8 protein-coding genes are annotated in these 19623 nt (G+C 58.8%); 3 read left to right on the forward strand and 5 right to left on the reverse strand.

What is annotated here, in order from left to right:
- Positions 1-14 precede the first annotated feature (14 nt).
- From F5984_RS16095 to F5984_RS16105, 3 genes are read right to left on the reverse strand one after another with little or no spacing between them, the layout of a single operon-like run.
- Complete coding sequence (locus tag F5984_RS16095; protein WP_152125268.1) at positions 15-968, reverse strand: hypothetical protein; 954 nt, start codon at positions 966-968, stop codon at positions 15-17.
- Positions 969-986: 18 nt separating this feature from the next.
- On the reverse strand, positions 987-2129 hold the full coding sequence (locus F5984_RS16100; protein WP_185155531.1) for a glycosyltransferase family 4 protein: 1143 nt from the start codon (positions 2127-2129) through the stop codon (positions 987-989).
- Positions 2126-2905, reverse strand: coding sequence for a 4'-phosphopantetheinyl transferase family protein (locus tag F5984_RS16105; RefSeq protein WP_152125269.1), 780 nt, complete (start codon positions 2903-2905; stop codon positions 2126-2128). The genes F5984_RS16100 and F5984_RS16105 overlap by 4 nt, the downstream gene beginning before the upstream one ends.
- Positions 2906-3003: 98 nt before the next feature.
- Here F5984_RS16105 and F5984_RS16110 point away from each other — a divergent pair, with 98 nt between their 5' ends.
- From F5984_RS16110 to F5984_RS16120, 3 genes are read left to right on the forward strand one after another with little or no spacing between them, the layout of a single operon-like run.
- Positions 3004-4002, forward strand: coding sequence for a T9SS type B sorting domain-containing protein (locus F5984_RS16110; RefSeq protein WP_152125270.1), 999 nt, complete (start codon positions 3004-3006; stop codon positions 4000-4002).
- Between the two features lie 3 nt (positions 4003-4005).
- The gene (locus F5984_RS16115; protein ID WP_246169039.1) at positions 4006-6108 is read left to right on the forward strand and encodes a glycoside hydrolase family protein; all 2103 of its coding nucleotides are present in this window, start codon (positions 4006-4008) and stop codon (positions 6106-6108) included.
- On the forward strand, positions 6105-7544 hold the full coding sequence (locus tag F5984_RS16120) for an MOP flippase family protein (protein WP_152125271.1): 1440 nt from the start codon (positions 6105-6107) through the stop codon (positions 7542-7544). Before F5984_RS16115 ends, F5984_RS16120 begins: the two co-directional genes overlap by 4 nt.
- A 167-nt stretch (positions 7545-7711) precedes the next feature.
- On the opposite strand, the gene F5984_RS16125 is transcribed toward F5984_RS16120, so the two are convergent.
- Together F5984_RS16125 and F5984_RS16130 are read right to left on the reverse strand one after the other, a co-directional pair.
- Positions 7712-12919, reverse strand: coding sequence for a non-ribosomal peptide synthetase (locus F5984_RS16125; RefSeq protein WP_152125272.1), 5208 nt, complete (start codon positions 12917-12919; stop codon positions 7712-7714).
- A gap of 8 nt (positions 12920-12927) precedes the next feature.
- On the reverse strand, positions 12928-19608 hold the full coding sequence (locus tag F5984_RS16130; protein WP_152125273.1) for a polyketide synthase: 6681 nt from the start codon (positions 19606-19608) through the stop codon (positions 12928-12930).
- Positions 19609-19623 lie beyond the last annotated feature (15 nt).

Raw genomic sequence — 19623 nt, forward strand, 5'->3', positions numbered from 1 at the left:
GATCCGGTCGGGGGTTAAAAATACTGGTCTACGTACGCGAAAACCTCTTCTGTACTTTTGGCGTGCAGAATTTTGGCGCCCGAGAACGCTGGGAAAAGGGTGCTGTATTCGTCGAAAGCGTGCTCGAATCCACCGCCGGGGTGCGACAGAATCACGTTGATACCCCCGAAGTAACTGGCGAGGGCGGCCGTACCGCCGTGCATCGAGACAAACCGGTCGGCGTTGGCGTACACCATCAGTTGCAGATGGTTGTAGTTAGCTACCTGCGTGCGGTATTGCTCGAAGAGGTCGTTCATGAGCAGTACTTCGGGGTGGTTGGCCCGAAGCCAGGCATGTTCGCCCAAATCCATAATTTCGCTGTTGTCCAGCACAATTTGCCCCGATAGCGGCCGGTTATACACAATCTGATAAGTTCTTTTTAACCGCGAGATCAGCCGGTCGAGGGCGTCGATACTCAAAAAATTAACGGGTGGGCGGTCCCACTCAATGTTGTACTTGTTGGCAATCACCAGCAGCGGTTTGTTGTACACAAACAGGTTGTTGCGGTAATGGCTTTTAAACGGGGGTGGGGTCCACTTGCCAAAATCGTACGTTGGGCTGTGGGTCATGTTAGGCACGTCGTAGCTGTCGTAGCCTTTCTGCCAGATTCGCTCGGTATAGCGTTCGGTGTGGTTCTCGCTGAAATAGTAAAACGGCTTTGTGTTGGCGCAACCGATGGTTTGCTTTAGGGTGCCATTGCGGTGGTGCCAGTACGCAAAGGGCAGGCAATAGCGCAATTCCTGGTCAAACTCGCCCTGAAACGAAATCACTTTGTACGGCTTTCGGGTGAGGTAATCGCGCCGAACGAAGCGAAGTTGATTGAGCCGGGCAAACCAGTTGTCGCGGATAAAATACGGTAGATCGCCCCGGTACTGCGGGTACCGGATAGCGGCCATAACGTACAGGAATTTGAGCAGAAGTCGTTGCATACAAGCTATGGGAGAGGGCTAAACAGAGGGTGTCGGCTCGCCGACGTGCTGTTGGTAAACTGCCATCAACTGGCAGGCGGTATGTTGCCAGGAGAACGCGTTGGCCCGCTCAAGGCCCCGTTCGCGCAACTGCGCCCGCAACTCGGCCGAGTCGAGGAGCCGGTGGAGTTGGTGGGTCATTTCGTCGGTGGAGGCCGGGTTGGCCAACAGGGCCGCATCGCCGGCTACTTCGGGCATGGCCGAGGTGCTGGCAGTCAGTACGGGGGTACCGCAGGCCATCGACTCCAGAATAGGCAACCCGAAGCTTTCGCGAAGAGACGGACACAAAAACACGCTGGCGGCATTGTAAACCACTGGCAGCAGCGTGTTCGGAATGTACCCACACAGCAAAATATCGTTGGTCAGCGCCCGGCCGCCAATCTGGTCGAGCAAGCCATTGACGTACTCGGCCGATACATTGGCCATCACGAGTGGGAGAGTTAGTAACCCTTTGTTTTTCAGGATCAATAAAGCCTTCAATACGCCAACGACGTTTTTCTTGGGGTCGGTATTGCCCAGAAAAAAGATGAACTCGGTCGGGAGTCGAAACCGCTCGCGTACCTGCGCCAGGGTGTCTGCATCGGTAATAACCCGAAACTGCCGACTGACCGCATTGTGCACCGTAACCACCCGCTCGGCGGGCAACCGGAGGTGTTCGATAATCCGTTGCCGCTCGTAGTCTGAGACCGTGACAATACAGTCGGCTTTTTTTACAACGGCGGGGACGTTCCAGCGCCGATACCCGTTGCCCAGCCGCTGATACCAGTTGCCGCCCACGATGGCTTTTTCCAGAAAAATAATGTCGTGCAGGGTAATCACGAGCGGAGCCGAAACCCGCAGCGGGGCCGTGTTGGCCGTGCAGTGCAGCAGGTCGGGCTGGTAGGTTTTTACGGCTTTAGGCAGCGTAAACTGCTCCCAGAGGGGGTAAGCTCCGCCCGGTAGTTCGATAATCTGAATATTTGGGGCCGTAGGCAGACCGGTGCGGTCGGTATCGGGTCGGGCAAATACCAGAAACTCGTGTTGGGGGTACTCGGCCAGGGCGCGAATCGTTTCGACGGCTACGATATCCATACCGTGTTTGTGGGGACGCAGGAGCCGCTGGGCCTCAATACCAATTCTCATGATTCGTCGGGGTGAGCCGGGCACCACCTACTGAAGCAGGCCGGGTCGATTTCGTAAAAACAAACGGTTTGCGGGCCGTCGGGCAGGGCAAGGGCCGCCGGGTAGCCCTGGTCTACCGAAAAGGGATACACGCGCCAGTGCCCGTCTGCGCCGAGTAGGCCCGCATCGGTACGGTGGGTGCCCTCCTGCGCCGGAATCGCCATCAGATGGTCGTTCATACCCTGTCCTGTAGCTTTCATCAAGGCTTCTTTTCGCGTCCAGAACTGGTAAAAAAGGGTCTGCGCATCCGGGCTCTGCACCAGGGCCCGCTGTTCGGCCGGACTTAATATGGACGAAAAAAGGTCGCTGACGTCAACATCGGCCCGCATAAATTCTATATCGACGCCCACCGGAACACGCCCGGCCGCCAGTACAATCCAGGTCCCAGAGTGTGAGATATTGAGGTGGAGCTGCGGGTGGTCGGGCAGGAAGGGCTTGCCCGTTGTGCCCGTATCTATGCGGATTTCTGCCGGATTTTGCCCGGAGAATACGCCCGCCAGCAGCCTAAACAAGCCCCGCCCGACCACAAACCGGTGCTGGTCGGCCGTGAATCGGAACCGGTCGGCCCGCTCGCGTTCGGCGGGTTGCAGGAGCGTTGCCCAGAGAGCCACGGTGGCCGCTTCGGTGGGGAGCGGCATTCGGAAAACAGAAACAGTATCGGGAGCTGGCGCGAGGGGCTGTCCGGGTTGCCAGAGTGCCGAAACCGATGAATGACAAGTGACAAGAGCCGTTTGCATGGGATAAAAGTAAGCGGATTTGAGAAGTTCTGTCGGGTTATTTAATCCATAGCGCAGGTTGGGTGACTGTGGTAAGCCGCCAACGTCTAAAGAGAAGCATGCCCGCCCATTTTGTATTACGCCTGAAAACGGCAAAACGGCTACGCCGATCTGTTTGCCTGGTTGCTGGCTGGTTTGGGGTTTTCACCTTTACCACCGGCCAGCACAGTGCTGCCCAGTCGTGTTCGGGTGCTACGGCCGAAGTGCTCATTCGTGAGTCGTTTGGCACGGCCGAAGCCACGGCTTCGCTGAGTGGCCGCACCTCGTACCAATACGTGACCAAAGCCTGCCCCGACAATGGCGAGTACACCATTGCGTCGGCCGTTGACCGTACATGCTTCGGCTCGGTTTGGCACGGCCTGCCCACCGACCACACCGGCAATGCGGGCGGAGCCATGCTGATTGTGAACGGGTCGGATAGGCCGGGTGAATTTTTCCGGCAAACTATCCCCGGCCTGTGCGGGGGCACTACCTACGAGTTTTCGGTGTGGGGCCTCAATCTACTTCAGCCTAATAATTGTACCGATTCTTCGCTGCCCAACCTCACCATCGAAATCGAAACGGCGGGAGGTCGCCCGCTTCGGCGCATCGATATTGGGTCTATCCCCGAAACGGTTACGCCCGAATGGCGTCGGTTTTCGGCTTCGTTTACCATGCCCGAAACCGATGAGCCCGTGTTGGTCAAACTCATCAACAATGCGGCTGCCGGTGGCTGTGGCAATGATTTGGCCCTCGACGATCTGGAGCTGATTCGGTGCAGTGCCTGCCCACCCGAACCGGTGTATGTGCCCGATGCCTTCACCCCGAATCACGACGGACACAACGACCGATTGGCCATTTATCTGGCCGAAGCGGTTTCGGTCGATATTAAGATTCTCGACCGGTGGGGGAGTCTTGTTTTCGCCAGCAATACCTTGTCGGAGCAGTGGGATGGCCGGTTTGGTGGTGTTGACTGCCCGCCGGGTGGGTACACCTGGATGGTCACTTACCGGGTTGCCGACTCGCCCACTACTACGTCTACCTACGTCCGGTCGGGGCGTGTGATGCTGCTTCGTTAATCCATGAAACCCTATTTTTTATCCTTGTCGGTGGTGTGTGTCGGGTTGTTATTTCTGCTCGACGGCCCCCGTCGGCATGCTACACAAACGCCCGCATCGGTCCCTGTAGCCCGGCTCAAGCCCCACCAAATCCCCATCGACGGCCAACGTTGGTATCAAGTAGTGAATGCCCAGAATGGTCTCGCGGGGTTGTTCGACGGCATTACCGATCAGGCGGTACATACCGGGTACAACAAGCTGCTGAAAAATTACGATGCGTACTACCCGCTGCGCGAGGGCGAAACCATGCGCATCGACAGCATCCGGCTCTACGATTATACCGATACGAATACCGATGCTCCGTTGACACTCTCGATCATCACCGCCGATTGGCAGCGAATACCGATTGCCCGGTTTATTGGCGATAAATACAAAGAATGGGTAGGCCCCGACCCCGCCCGCCCGAACACGTTTGCCCTGCCCAAGTCCGTAACCGGCGCCCGGTATCTGCTCCTGAATACGTCGGGCGCGTACCCATCGGAACTGGAGCTGTACGGTACTTACACGCCCGGCAAACAGCCCACTAAAGCCCCGGCCCGCACGGGGACGCCGTTTCGGCAGGCCGTAGGGGTAAATATGTTCGAGTGGAATATGGAAGAGGCCGCCCGCTCGTGGGAGATTGACGAGAGCCGGGTACCGGCCATTCGGGGGTTTGGGGCGGTACGGCACTACATGGATTGGGAAAAACTCGAAGCCCAACCCGGTCAGTACACCTACAACCTGACCCTTAGCGGAGCCTGGAATTACGATGCTCTGTACGAACGGCTCCACCGCGAAGGGGTGGAGGTGCTGGCTTGTCTGAAAACGATTCCGAAATGGATGGAACATACGTACCCGGCCGGGCAACGCGATTACGGCAACAACCCGGCTCCGTACGGCCGCGACCTGAGTAGGCCGCAATCGTACATCGAACAGGCACGGGTGGGATTTCAGTACATAGCCCGGTATGGGTCTAACAAACAGGTGAACCCCGCGCTGGTGAAAATCAGTACGGTAAAAACTTGGATGCCGCCCAATGAGAAGAAAATCGGGCTGGGCCTTATTCGCTACATCGAGTGCGAAAACGAGCGCGACCGCACCTGGGGCGGGCGTCAGGGCTACCAAACGGCCCGCGAGTACGCGGCTAATCTGTCGGCGTTCTATGATGGGCACAAAAACACGTTGGGGCCGGGCGTGGGCGTTAAAAACGCTGACCCGACCGTAACCGTCGTGATGGGCGGGCTGGCTTCACCAACGCTCGATTACCTGCGGGCTATGGTCGACTGGTGCCGCGAACACCGGGGCTACCGGCCCGATGGGCGGGTTGACCTTTGCTGGGACGTAATCAACTACCACCTGTATGCCAACGACGCCCGTTCGTCGCAGGGCGGTGGGGGTACGCGCGGGGCTGCCCCTGAAGTGTCGGGTGTGGGTGAGCAGGCGGCCGCTTTTGTGCAACTGGCGCACGAACTGGCCTATGATATGCCTGTATGGATTACCGAAACGGGCTACGATACGCACCCCGGCAGTCCGTTTCATGCCATTCCGATTGGTGCTAAATCGGTGTTGCAGACCCAGGCCGACTGGATTTTACGGACGTCTCTCCTGTTTACCCGCGTGGGAGTGGCCCGCACGTTTTTCTACCAGTTGTACGACGATAACCCAAACAACCCGACTCAGTTTAGCTCGATGGGCCTCATCAACGGAAACAAAACCCGCAAGCCTGCGGCCGATTATCTGGCGCAGGCGCTCCGGCTCATGGGCAATTACGAGTACCGCCAAACCGTCAGCCAAAACTCGGTTGTGGTTGACCGTTACGAATACCGGGGCCAAACGTCCTATGTATTGGTTGTTCCCGACGAGCAGGCCCGTACGGCTACGTACACGCTGCCCGTTCGGCCGGGCGATACCGTGCGCGTGTGCATCCCCGCGGCTGGCCGCGAAACTATGCCCTGCACCAGCCGCGTAGCTACGTCGGGGCAACTGACGCTGACCGTAACCGAAACACCCACGTTTGTGATGTTGGGTAAGCCCGCAACCGGCCTCCGCGCACAAACCTCTCCATTGAAGACCTCTGCACCCCAATGAGCAACAAAGAAAAGGCCATGGATGGCGGTAAATGGATCACGTTATCGACCGTGATCTCAACCGTGTTTCAGTTTGCGCAGGTCGCCCTGTTGGCCCGCCTGCTCAACCCGGCCGATTTTGGGGTAGTCAGTGTCAGCAACCTGATTATTGGCTTCTTCGGCGTGTTTGCCAACCTCGGTTTTTCCAACTCGATCATCTACAAACAGGAGAGCGACCGCACCGTACTGTCCACACTTTACTGGCTCAATATGCTCGTGGGGGCGTTCATTTTTGTGGTGATTCAGCTGGCAACACCCGCCATTGTCTCGTTTTACAGCGAGCCCCGGCTCGAACGGGTGCTGCATCTGTCATCGGGCTATTTTCTGATTGTGTACATTGGGCAGCTGTACATGTTTTTGCTCGAAAAAGAGCTGCGCTTCCGGTCAGTTGCAACTGTCGATATTGCCGGAACCGTGATTGGTGCGGGGGCTACGATTGTGTTGGCATACAGTGGTTTTCAGGAGCTATCGCTGATTATTGGGCAGTTGATCAGCCAGACCGTGAAGAGCGCCACGCAGGTAATTCTGGGTCGCCGGTATTTTAAGCCCGCCTTGCGGTTTTCGCTCAATCAGGTGCAGGAACACCTGCGTTTTGGCGTGTATAACCTGGGCGACGGGATTCTGGGGTTTGTACAGTCTAACGCCGACAATTTCTTTATCGGCAGCATTCTGGGCGTGAAAATGCTGGGCTATTATACCCTGGCGTATCAGTTGGCTGTTTTTCCAATCAACCGGCTGAACCCCATTATCTTACAGGTGGCTTACCCCATTCTGGCCAAGATGAAGGACGATATTGAAGGGCTGAAACGAGCCTATCTGAAAATCTTGGACGTGCTTATTTTTTGTAATCTGCCCTTGCTGGCTGGCTTGTTTATCACCGCCGAAAGTGTTGTTCCGCTGATTTACGGGCCGGGCTGGCAGGAAACGACCCATCTGATTCAGATTTTCGTTTTCGTAAGCCTGTTTGCCTGCCTCAGCCACCCGCTGTTTACGCTGGCGTTTACGCGCGGCAAGCCCAACCTTTTGTTTTATCTAAACCTGGCTACTCTGGTGGTGAAGATTCCGCTCGTGTATGTGCTGGGGCATTTGTACGGGGTAACGGGCATTGCCCTTTCGTTTCTGCTGGCGACCTTCTTCAACCTCGTGGCCAACTTTTTTCTGGTGCACTACCTCGTGGGCGATTTCTTCGGGCAGTTTCTCAAAAACTTCGTGCAGCCGTTGCTGTTTGGGGTAATCATGGTAGCGGTGATTGCCGCGTATAAAACCCTGGTAGGGTATGAGGGCATGGTGCATACCGTAGCGCAGATAGCCCTTGGGGGCCTTACGTACGTGAGCCTGACCCTCGCCTTCAAGTTTTCGTTTGCCGATTTGCGGGCTCTGCGTTTGGCTAAAAGCTAAACATGATTTAGGATAACGTGACTTACGAAAAGTTGCTGACAGTTAGGGCTTCGACAGGCTCAGCCTGACAGGATGCTCCCAAGGTTGCAGTCAGGCTGAGCCTGTCGAAGCCCTAAGCCGCACCAGTGGACCGGGCAGCATTTTTCCGTAAGTCACGTTATCTTTACCTAACTCTCATCAAGGGCTTTTTGCAGAACCCGGGCAAATTCCTTGTCGTTGGGGGGGAGCAGCATGGTGGCATGGTCGCCCGGAACATCGTGGATGTGCAGCCCCCGGAGAGCAAATTTCTTCCAGCCCAGAAATTCGCGGTCTTCGATGTAGTAGAGCCGTTTCCGAGCCTTGAAAACATGAATTTCCCCGTCGTATGGCTGAATCCGGTAGGTGTGAAACGCCGTTTCGTGCTTCTCCATCATCCGTTGCAGATGGTCGTCGAGGGGCATGGGCTCGTTGTTCGCCAGGCCCACGGCCTTCAACACGCCTTTTACCTGCCGCTCTACGTATTCGCCCTGATACCGGAGCGTCGGAATCGGGTCTTCGAGCAGCGACCGGCCAATCCAGGCCATTTTGGGGATCTGCCGACCTAAACGCCACGTCAGCCGACTCAGGAACGGGCGGCTTTGGGTTGAGTCTTCGGCGTTGGTATCGAACATGCCAAGCAACTTCACCACTTTGCCTTGCTGCTGCAACTGCCGGGCCATTTCGAGGGCTACGTACCCGCCAAACGAGTAGCCCGCCAGCGCGTACGGGCCGTTGGGATCGTGTTCGAGTAACTCCTCAATATAGTCGGCGGCAATAGCCTCCATGCTATCAAGGGGCTCCTCGGTACCGTCGAGACCGCGGGCCTGAAACCCGTAAATGGGCTGCTCGGCGTCCATGTGTTCTACCAGCCCTTTGAACGTGAGTAGATTGAGCCCTCCGCCATGCACCACAAAGATCGGGGGCTTGCTCCCGTACGGCTTAATAGGCACCAGCGACCGTTGCAGACTGTATGTCTGGTCGGGCTGAATAAGCCGGGCCAACGCCCGAATAGTGGGTGCTTCGAACAGGGTAGACAGCGGTAACCGCCGACCGGTTTCGCGTTCGAGTTGCGCCATCGCCCGCACAGCCAGCATAGAGTGCCCGCCCAACTCAAAGAAGTTATCGTCCACGCTGATGTTCGGTAGGCCAAACATCTCCTGCCAGATAGCGGCTATCTGTTTTTCTTCGCGGGTGCTGGGCTCGCCCGAGGGTTTCGGGGCGGCTTCTTTTCGGGCGAAAGCTGGGGCAGGCAGGGCTTTCCGGTCAATTTTACCGTTGGCCGTTACCGGTAGTTTGGCCAGCGCCACAAAATCAGTGGGCACCATGTAGCCGGGCAGCGTTTGGGCCAATTGTTGCCGCCACTGCCCTATTTGCTCTTTAGTGAGGGTGGGCGTTGCGCGGTAGGGTTCGCTCACGAGTGAGCTGAGGGGCTGTTGTATCCCTTCGGTCAGCCCGGTCGGCATTGGGGGTAACTGGGCACTGGCTGTTTCGGGGATAAAAACGACATCGAGTGCATTGTCGTGCCCATCCGACGCCCAGCGCACAAAAGCCCGGAATCCCGTTTGCTCGGCCAATTGCCAGAACTGGTTTGGGTCAATGCCCGCCGGAATCTGGGCCAGTCGTTGCCGAATCGGCTGAATAGATGCCAGACTGTCGGCTTCGTGGAGCCAGTTTCGCAGGGCATGATCGGCCGCTGTACGCCCGTTGGGTACGCCTGTGAGCCGTACGCCCGCCAGCGGATGCTGACGTAAGTGCCTTTCCAGAGCCTCTACGGACCCTACCGTATCCCAGTCGAGCGTAGTAGAGACCTCAGCCGTTGCCGGAGCCTCGCCCACGTATAGCCACACATCGAAGTGATATTTGGTGGTTTCGTTGATGGCCGCGCCTTCGCGGATCTGCACATCAACCGCCGAAATAGCGGGTATCAGGCTCGGTAATTGGTAGAAAAACGCCGGGTCGGCCATGAGCTCGTCGTCGAGCCGGATGCGCCGGTTCACGGCATCCCGGAAATCGGCGACCCGTTGAGAGTCGGCGGCTCGTTTAAACTGATCGGCGGTGTGATGTTGCTCCTGAAGGCGGTAAATCTGCATATCGCCCACCAGTACACAGCCGCCCGGTGCGGTAGCCGCCACGGCCCCCCGAATTACGTCGAGCAGATAGCGCAGATCGGGGAAATACTGGGCTACACTGTGCACCAGTACCAGGTCCTGCGAGGCCGGTTCAACCATCGAATAGTCGTCGGCGAGGGCCACCTGCGCCCGGATCTGCCCTTGTTTGGTCAGGTTGCGCCGGGTGAGTTGCTGGTTCAGGTTATCGATGGCCGACTGGGCGTAGTCGGTGGCGAGGTAGCTATCGGCTTCGGGGGCCAGTTCAAACAGCAATTGCCCGGCCCCGGAGCCTACTTCCAGAATCCGACGGGCGTGCAGGGCTTTGATCCGTTTGATCGATTGTTTCAGCCACTCGTCGGCCTGCTCGCGGATGTCTGTCTGGTCGGAGAGCTGCTCGGCAATCCGAATGTCCAGATCGGCTACATCGGCGGGGTCGGCATTGGGGTCGTTGAGGCCGGCTTCGTAAATGGCATCCCAACGGCTTTTCCAGCCCGCATCGCCTTCATCGGCGGGGCTGCTACCCGGCACCACGTAGGCCACGAGTCGTTGGTCGCCGGGTTGGTCTTCGCGGGCCATCACCACGGCATTGTCGATACCCGGCAACCGAAGTAGCTGGTGCTCAATTTCGCCCGGTTCAATCCGGTGCCCCCGAATCTTGATCTGCTGATCGATCCGGCCGAGGTACTGAATATCCCCGTTGGGCAGGTATCGGCCCAGATCGCCCGACCGGTAAAACCGCTCGCCCGGTGCGAACGGCAACGTGACAAACTTTTCGGCCGAAAGCTGCGGCTGGTTGAGGTAGCCTGCCCCCACACCCGCCCCGCCAATGACCAGTTCGCCCGCCATCCCGTTGGGTAGGGGCTGGAGTTGCTCATCAACAATCACAATGCGCACTCCACCGATTGGCGGGCCAATGGTGATGAGGTCGTCGGTGGGTAAAATCGTCTTGCCCGTTGCGTAGACCGTTGTTTCGGTTGGGCCGTAGTAGTTATACAGCTCCCGGCAGGTACCCAGCAGTTTATCGGCCAGGTCTTTGGGCAGAGCCTCCGCGCAGGAAATCACGCGCAGGTCGGCGGAGCCGCGCCAGCCGGTTTCCCATAACATACGGAGGGTGGCTGGGGTGGTTTGTACAAACGTGATGGCCTCGTTCCGAAATAGTTCGGCCAGGGCTTGTCCGTTGCGCACCGTATCGGTATCGACCACGACGAGTTCGGCCCCCACGAGTAAGGGAAGGTAGATTTCGGCGGTGGTGATGTCAAACGCAATGGTGCCCATCGTCACCGTTTTGTCGGCCGAAGTGAGGCCGGGGTGCGCGGTCAGACTACGCAGCACGTTGACTACGCTGCGGTGGTAAATCTGAACGCCTTTGGGCCGACCAGTGGTGCCTGAGGTGTAGAGGACGTAAATCAGATCGTCGGGCGAGACAGGTACGGCGGGCGCGTCTGACGGGTAGTTGGGGAGCGTCGGGGTAATATCTTCCAGAATCAGCTCGTGTAACGGCAGGTCGATCCGGCCCTGGTGCGTCCGGTTCGTCAGCAAGACAGAGCAACTGGCATCGGCCAGTACGTACTGGATGCGGTCGGTGGGGTGGCGCGGGTCGACGGGGATGTACATGCCGCCCGTTTTCATGATCGCCAGCAGGCCCACAATCAGCTCGGCGGAGCGTTCGAGGGCGAGGCCAATCCGGTCGCCTTTCCGAACGCCATTGGCCATCAGCAGGTGCGCCAGCTGGTTGGCCTGTCCGTCGAGGGCTGCATAGGTGAGGCTTTGGTCCCGGAACCGTACGGCTGTTTTATCGGCAAACCGTTGGGCGGTCTGGCTCAGTAGCACATGCAGCGGCTCGGTATCAGGTTGGGCCGCCGTGGGTGCGGGTTGCGGAGCCAGAAGCGGAGCCGATGGATCATTGACAAGAGCTTCGAGCAGGGCGATAAACCGGTGCTGAAACGACTGGATGGTTTCGGGACGGAAGAGCTGAGTGTTGTACGTCCACTCCAGGCATAACGTATCGCCCGAACCGGTCGCGTTCACCGACAGGTCGAAGTTCTCGAATGCCCGTGGGTTGCTGTTGAACTGATGCTGAAGCCCCTCAAACGCGACCTCGCTGTCGAGGTTCATATCCACGTTGAACACGGCCGATACCAACGGCACTCGCGAGGGGTCGCGGGGAACGGCTATTTTCTGGAGTAGCCGCCCAAATGTGAACTGCTGGTAGTCGAGCGCGTCGAAAATCTGGTCTTTTCGGCGGGCGAGGTACGTAGCAAACGAGTCGTCGGGTTGCAGCGTACTTCGCAGGGGGAGTAAGTTCACGCAATGGCCCACCAGCCGGTCGTACCCTGTAGTTGGCTGACCGGCGGCCGGTAGGCCCAGCACCAGATCGGCCTGCCCCGACAGTTCGTGCAACAAGACCTCGTACGCGGTCAGCATAGTCACCACAAAGCTGCTGCCGGCCTGAGCACCCATTTTACGAACAGCCCCCACCAGGGTTGGGTCAACGGGGTAGTCGTGCCGGGCGCACCCAAACGTACGTCGGCTGGGGCGTGGGAAATCGGTGGGCAGGTGGAGCGGGGGCGGTACCTGCCTAAACTGGTCGACCCAATATTGCTCGGCCTGTTTTGAGTCCTGACTTTCGTGGGCGGCCTGCTGTTCGAGGGCAAATCGGCTTATGGAGTCGGCTGGCCGTACAACCGGCACCCGACCCTGCGCGTAGGCGGAATAGAAAGTGGCTAAATCCTGCAGCAAAATACCCAACGACCAGCCGTCGCAGATGATGTGGTGGGCGGTCAGGGTAAAATGATGAAGCTCATCCGACAAGCGAATAAGGCTTGCTTTGACGAGTGGCCCGTTCTGGAGGTCGAACGTATGCCGCACGTCGGCGGCTACCCAATCGGCAATGAGTTTTTGCTGATTGGCCTCGGACTGTTGACCTGCATCGGTGTAAACCAGAGGCAGGGTAAGGTCCTGAAAAATAAGCAGGCGTGTTCCGTCGCCACTAAATGCCGACCGTAAGCTTTCGTGGTGCTGGGTCAGGCTGTGCCAGGCTTTTTCGAAGGCGTCGGGGTTGAGCGCCCCCTGCAACCGGAGCGATACCGACTCGTTGTAGGCCCGGTTCGCATCGTCGCCCCCAAACTGGCAGGCTGTCCAAATTTCGGCCTGCGGTTCGGTAATAGGAATAAGTCGTTCGATCTCGGGTCCGGTAAACGGGTCGAAATCAACGGGTTTATACGTAATTTGTGTGGTACGGTTGTCCATGCTCCGGCTTACTGTAGTTCGACCTGTAAGTACCGGCCGGGCTGTGCCGGATTGGGCACAAACCAGGCGGGGTTTCCCTGTTGATCCCGCCCTAAGCGGGCACCGGGTACGGGTGAGATCTCGTAAGATACTGGGTCGGGTGAAGTTTTAAGTCCATTTATCAGTTTGCGGGGCAAAAAAGTAGCTTCGGTTAATTCGTGCACGCTATCGATAAAACACCGGACGATGGTGTCAATTTCGGCATCGGTATGGGCTTCGGTCATGAAACAGGGGAAGCCATCCCAGACGTGAATTCCTTTGTCGCGCATGAGCGTGAAGAGCAGTTCGCCGTAGGGAACCTCCTCATTCCACTTGATTTTCCAGAGTGAGCCAAAATGCGCCACGTACAGGGGCAACCCCTGCTGCGTAAAGAAGGTATTGAGCGCGTTAGCGAGTCGGGTTGTTTTGGCGGTCAGGGCCTCTTGCAGGGCCGGGCCGATTTCCTGCATGTGGCGCAAAGACGCTTTGGCGGCCGCGAGTGCCAGCGGGTGCCGCACAAACGTGCCCGCAAAGTACGTGACACCCACCTCCGGCACCGACGCATCGCCGAACTGCCAGTGCCCGCCGTCGAGGGCATCCATAAACGTGCGGGTGCCCGCCATAACGCCAATGGGTAGCCCTCCACCCACCACTTTGCCGTAGGTTGCCAGGTCGGCCCGGATACCAAACAGGGCCTGTGTTCCGCCCGGATGCATTCGGAAGCCCGTAATTACCTCGTCGAAGATGAGGGCTGCTCCGGCTTCAGCCGTGATGGCGCGTACCTCTTTCAGAAACTGGATCGGGACAAACTCCGGTCGGCGGCTTTGCACCGGCTCCACCAGTACGGCCGCCAGCTCGTCCGCCCGTTCGCGAATAAGGCGCAGGCTTTCGTCGGTGCCGTACTCCAGAATCAGCATATTCTGCACCGACTCCGGCATGATGCCCGATGCCGCCGGAAACGACTTGTGTTTTTTCGTACCCCGTACCAACACTTCGTCGTTGATGCCGTGGTACGAACCCGAAAAGGCAACAATCAGGTTGCGGCCGGTCACGGTGCGGGCCATGCGCACGGCACCCAGCACCGCTTCGGACCCGGTATTGCACAAGGCCACCCGGTCGAGGCCCGTAAACGCCCGAACCAGTTCACAAACCTCGCCCGCCAGCTGATGCTGAGGGCCTACCTCGAAGCCTGCTTCGATTTGCTCGTGCAAAACGGCCTTCATAAAGTCGGGCTGGTAGCCAAACATGTTGGAACCAAAGCCGTTAAGCGCGTCGATGTATTCGTTGCCGTCGATGTCCCACAGGCGACTCCCGCTCGATTTATTGACCACAATTGGGTATACCAATTCTTTGGTGCGAGGTCGGAAACCCGTCACCACCCGGGGGTCGGCCATGGTGGCGCGGTGCGTTTCGGTGTAGGCCTTGCTACCGGCGGTTTTCTGATTGTACCGGGCTGTCAGCTTCTGGATAAAAGCCTCCTGAACGGGTGTCAGGCCTGATGCCTGCCGTTCAATCCGGGCCGTTGCACCAAAGGGTTTTTTCAACTCGACGGCTTCCTCGGGCGTGATGTCAGGGACCGATACGCTCACCGATTTAGGTACGGGTGCGCTAACGACTGCGGGCGCCGGGGCGTGATTGTTTTGCACAATAGGTGGTTGCTGCACGGGTATGGCCCCCTGCATCAGTGCCACCTGTTTGGCCAGAATCTGAAGCTGCTGGGCAATCAGTCCCAGTGGCGTGTCGCCAGCAACGGGTACTTGCTGTGCGCTGTCGGGTTGTGGGTACGGAACGGCCGGTGCCTGCGGAGGTATCGGGGCTGGCATCGGTTGATACTGATCGGCGGGTAACGACGCGTCGAGGTAGGTGGCCAACTGATTGGGCGTCGCATAGGCCGACGTCAGTTGCCGGAAGGTAATGGGTAAGCCAAACTCTTTTTTGAGGGTCTGGGCCACCTGCGTCAGCAGCAACGAATCGAAACCCAGTTCGAGGAAGCTTTGGTCGGCACCTCCGCCGGAAATATCCAGCCCCGAGGCTTCTTCGAGCAGGGTGTTTATTTTGGAAAGGAGTAGATGTTTGCGCATCAGTGTGGTTGGGGGAGACTGTGGAATAGAAACGGGTGCTGCTACGCCCAGCGGACCTGACAGCAGTGAGGGGGCGCTTGTCTCGGAAGCCGGTTGTCGGGTTCCAACGGGCGGATCTACCCAGCACCGTTTCCGATCGAACGCATAGGTTGGTAGGGTAACCCGTTGCCGTGCCTGCCCGGCGTAAAACGCCTGCCAGTCGGGCGTAAGGCCGTAGAGCCAGAGCTGCCCCAGCGTGGTGAGCATAGCCTGACAGGCGCTTTCCCAGTTCGGATGCGACACGATGCCGGGTAGGGCATAGGTCGTTTTGAGTAGTGCCTGCTGCCGAATGAGCGTGGTCAGTGTCTGACCAGGGCCAACTTCCAGAAATACCGAATGGCCCAGTGCCAGGAGTGTATCGGCCGCATCGGCAAACCGGACGGTATCGCGCAGGTGGTTAGCCCAGTAGCGCGGGTCGGTCGCCTGCGTGTCGGTGAGCAGCTGCCCGGTTACGGTCGACACAATGGGGCTTTGCGGCCGGTTCAGCCTAATCTGCCGTACGGTTTCTTCAAACATACCGACCACCGGTTCCATCATGGCCGAGTGAAATGCATGGCTGGTGGCCAGTGGTTTGTTCGGGATGCTGCGCCCATCAAGAAGCCGGGCAAAGTCAGCCAATGGTTCGTCGGGCCCGGCCACTACGCACAGGTTACGGCCGTTGACGGCGGCCATCGACAGCGTTGGCGGCAGCAGTTCGCGCACGGCATCGGCGTTCATACGTACCGACAGCATGTGCCCGCGCGGCTGCTCACTCACAAGCTGCCCGCGTATGGCAATCAGCTGCAGGGCATCGGGGAGGCTGAACACGCCCGCCAGATGGGCCGCTACAAACTCACCGATACTGTGCCCGCACAATACCGTGGGCCGAATTCCCCAACTGCTCCAAAGCGTAGCCAGAGCGTACTCGGTCACAAACAGGGCCGGTTGGGTGTAGCGAGTGTTGTTGAGCCGTTGCTCGGCTTTTGCATCCGAAACGTCGGGGTACATCACGGCCCGAATGTCGAGGTCGAGGTGGCCAGTCAGGAGGTTGGCGCACGTATCGACAGCCTGCCGGAATACGGGCTCGTTTTTGTACAGGTTACGCCCCATGCCTAAAAATTGCGCTCCCTGCCCAGGAAACAGGAAAACCAGCTCGTCGGGAGCCTGCGTCAGCGTATTGACCGAATGACTCGCGGGGGCGTCTGCCCATTGCGCCGATGCATCGGTGCCGGGGGCGGCCACCACAAACCGGCGATGGAGGTAGTCGGGCCGGGTGGTTTGTAGCGTGTAGGCCGTGTCGGCCAGTTCGGGTAGGGTCGGGTTGGGCAGGACGCGGGCCAGTTGGCTGGCGTAGCTTGTCAGGCTGCCCGCCGATTTTGCCGACCATGTCAGAAGCGCAACCGGACGGGTACAGTTCTCGGGTACAGCCGGGCTGCCGGGTTCGGGAGCTTCGGCCAGAATCAGATGGACGTTGGTGCCGCCAACCCCCAGCGAACTAACGCCCGCCAGTCGCTTTTGCCCTTGGGTGGTGTGCCAGGGCCGCAGCGTATGATTCACGAAAAACGGGCTGTTGGCAAAGTCAATGGCCGGGTTGGGGCGGTTGAAATGGATGGAGGGGGGCAACTGCCGGTGCCGTAGGGCCAGTACCGTTTTGATTACCCCCGCCACGCCCGAAGCGGCCGTTAGGTGGCCCATATTGCTCTTGATAGAGCCAATTGCGCAGTATTGTTTAGGTACACCAGAGCCAAAAGCCAGTGTTAATCCCTCAACCTCGATGGGGTCGCCGAGTGGGGTAGCGGTGCCGTGGGCTTCCACGTAGCTGATGTGCTCAGGGCCGACACCCGCATCCGCCAGAGCCATCCGAATAGCCTCGGCCTGCCCTTCGGCGCTGGGGGCCGTAAACCCACCTTTGCCACCTCCATCATTATTCACCCCCGCGCCTTTCACCACGGCCCAGATGGTATCGCCGTCGCGTAGGGCGGTGTCGAGTGGTTTGAGGAGCACAACGCCCGCACCGTCGCTGAAAACGGTGCCCCGCGCGTCGGCATCGAACGACCGGCAGTGCCCGTCGCGGCTGAGCATGGCCCCTTCCTGATACAGATGACCGCTTTTGATAGGCACCGTAATGCTGACGCCACCCGCCAGGGCCACATCGCACTGCCCGCTGCGCAAGCTTTGCACTGCCTGCGCAATAGCCAACAGGGAGGTAGAGCAGGCAGAATACACACTTACGGCCGGGCCTTTGAGGTTTAGCTGGTAAGCCGTGCGCGAGGCAATGTAATCTTTCTCGTTCAGGGTCATCACCTGGAAGCTTCCTACGGCTTCAACCAGCCGCGTATTGGGCTGTACGTTGTTGGGGAAATAGCTGTTGTTGCCGGCCCCGGCGAAAACGCCTATTTTCTGGCCGTGGTTTGGTTTCAGGTAACCGGTTTGCTCCAGCGCTTCGGTCGCAATTTCCAGAAACAGCCGTTGCTGCGGGTCCATGAGTTGGGCCACGGCGGGCGTTAACCCAAAAAAGTGGGCGTCAAACGCGTCGGCGTTTTCCAGAATACCCCGCGCTTTTACGTACGAGGGGTCGTGCCGCACCGAAGCGGGTAAGGTGGGGTCGAGTTCGGCTTCACTGAAAAACCGGATGGTTTCCCGGCCTTCAACCAGCACTTGCCAGAGTTCGGTAAGGGTAGCCGCACCCGGAAACCGCCCTGAGAGCCCAATTATGGCGATGTCGCCGGAGGCTTGGCGGGTGCTCAGCTGCCTGAGGGACTCGGAAGGCGTAACGTCGGGCGGAGCTGCCTGCCCCAGCACCTGCGCCACACCGGCTATGGTCGGAAACCGGTACAGTTTCGTGACAGGAAGCGTGTGACCCTGCTGCCGCAAAGCCGCCACCAGCCGTTGCGCCAGTAGCGAATTGCCGCCCAGATCGAAAAACCGGTCGTCCAGACCCACTTCGTCAACGTGTAGCACCTCGGCCCAGATGTGGGCAAGCTGTTTTTCGAGCGGGGTACGGGCTTGCCGAAACGGCCCGATGCTTTCGGGGCGCTTGCGTTCGGGTGCGGGCAATCGTTTTTTATCCACTTTGCCACTCGTGGTGCGGGGCAGATCGGGTAGCCAGACGAAAGCCCAGGGCATCATGTACGCAGGCAAATGGGATTCCAGCGTTTTGCGGAGCCCGGCCGGGTTCGTAAAGGGGGCGTCGGTAACCAAATAAGCTACGATCTGCTGCTGTCCACCGGCTCCTTCGCGGGTCACAACCACTGCCTGCCGAACCCCCTCTATGCCGCTGAGGACCACTTCAATCTCGCCCAGTTCGACCCGGTGCCCCCGGATTTTTACCTGATCGTCGCGACGGCCCAGAAAGTCAATGGAGCCATCGGGCAGAATGCGGCCAAGGTCGCCGGTGCGGTACACGCGTACGGGTGTGTGGCCGGGTAGGGGTAGGGAGGTGAATTTCTCGGCGGTCAGCTGAGGCTGGTTGAGATACCCTTCGGCCACGCACAACCCACCGAGGCAAATTTCGCCCGTTTCGCCATTGGGCACGGGGTTACGGGCCTCATCGACTATGTACACCTGCACACCCGGTATGGGGTGGCCAATGGTAGGCAGAGCTGGCCACGTAGCCGGGTTGCCGCTGAGGGTTAATTGCGTAACCACATGGCACTCGGTTGGGCCGTACTGGTTGAATAGGGTGCAGTGGGGGAGGGCGGCAAAAAACTGAGCTACCTGTGGAGTGATTTTTAGCTGCTCACCCGCCGTCATCACCTCTTGCAATGAGGCTGGGTATTGCTCATTGGCAACGGCGGCTTCGGCCAGATACTGCAAAGCCACAAACGGGGCAAAAAGCCGGTTGATGCCCTGGTCATCCATAAAATAGAGCAGGGCCGTCAGGTCGAGCCGGAGTGTATCGTCGATCAGCACGAGCGTGCCGCCAGTACTGAGGGTGGCAAATATTTCCTGAAACGACACGTCGAAGCCCAGGGGAGCCAGTTGTAGCGTACTGCTTCCGACACCGGCTGCCGATGCGTCGGCTTGCCAGCGGAGCAGATTAACCAGCGGACCATGCCCCATGCAAACGCCTTTGGGTTGGCCGGTTGAGCCCGAGGTGTACAGTACGTATGCAGTAGAGAAAGGCTCGGCTGGGTCGACGGGGGCGTTGGTTGTGGTATCGGGCGCAATTACCCGGAGCCCCAGTTCGGTGAACAGGTGGGTGTCAGACGCCGGGGCGAGGCAGGTGCTCAGTCCCGAATCGGCCTTGATTTGCGCCAGGCGGGCCGCCGGATAGGTTGGGTCGAGAGGAAGGTACGCTTTACCCGCTTTTAAAATGGCCAGAACCGAGATAACCATCTCCAGACACCGGGTTGTGCTGACGCCGATCAGGCGCGCCGTCCGGTCGTGTTGGATAATGACGCGCGCCAGTTGGTCGGCCCGGTCGTTGAGTGCCTGATACGTGAGTGATTGGTCGCCGAATACGACGGCTGTCTGGTTAGCGTGTGCCCGAGCTGCCTGTTCGACAAGCCCATGCACCCGCAACCCGGAAACAGCGTCGCTCCCAGCCTCTTGACGGATAGATGTATGCATACGATCGAATCACAT

Origin of the sequence: Rudanella paleaurantiibacter (assembly GCF_009184635.1) — a bacterium.
Lineage (GTDB): Bacteria > Bacteroidota > Bacteroidia > Cytophagales > Spirosomataceae > Rudanella > Rudanella paleaurantiibacter.

Excerpts from the sequence above, each read along its gene's own strand:
- F5984_RS16115 (WP_246169039.1), top strand. The coding sequence starts at position 4,006 with ATGAAACCCTATTTTTTATCCTTGTCGGTGGTGTGTGTCGGGTTGTTA.
- F5984_RS16105 (WP_152125269.1), bottom strand. The coding sequence starts at position 2,905 with ATGCAAACGGCTCTTGTCACTTGTCATTCATCGGTTTCGGCACTCTGG.
- F5984_RS16095 (WP_152125268.1), bottom strand. The coding sequence starts at position 968 with ATGCAACGACTTCTGCTCAAATTCCTGTACGTTATGGCCGCTATCCGG.
- F5984_RS16120 (WP_152125271.1), top strand. The coding sequence starts at position 6,105 with ATGAGCAACAAAGAAAAGGCCATGGATGGCGGTAAATGGATCACGTTA.
- F5984_RS16125 (WP_152125272.1), bottom strand. The coding sequence starts at position 12,919 with ATGGACAACCGTACCACACAAATTACGTATAAACCCGTTGATTTCGAC.
- F5984_RS16130 (WP_152125273.1), bottom strand. The coding sequence starts at position 19,608 with ATGCATACATCTATCCGTCAAGAGGCTGGGAGCGACGCTGTTTCCGGG.
- F5984_RS16100 (WP_185155531.1), bottom strand. The coding sequence starts at position 2,129 with ATGAGAATTGGTATTGAGGCCCAGCGGCTCCTGCGTCCCCACAAACAC.
- F5984_RS16110 (WP_152125270.1), top strand. The coding sequence starts at position 3,004 with ATGCCCGCCCATTTTGTATTACGCCTGAAAACGGCAAAACGGCTACGC.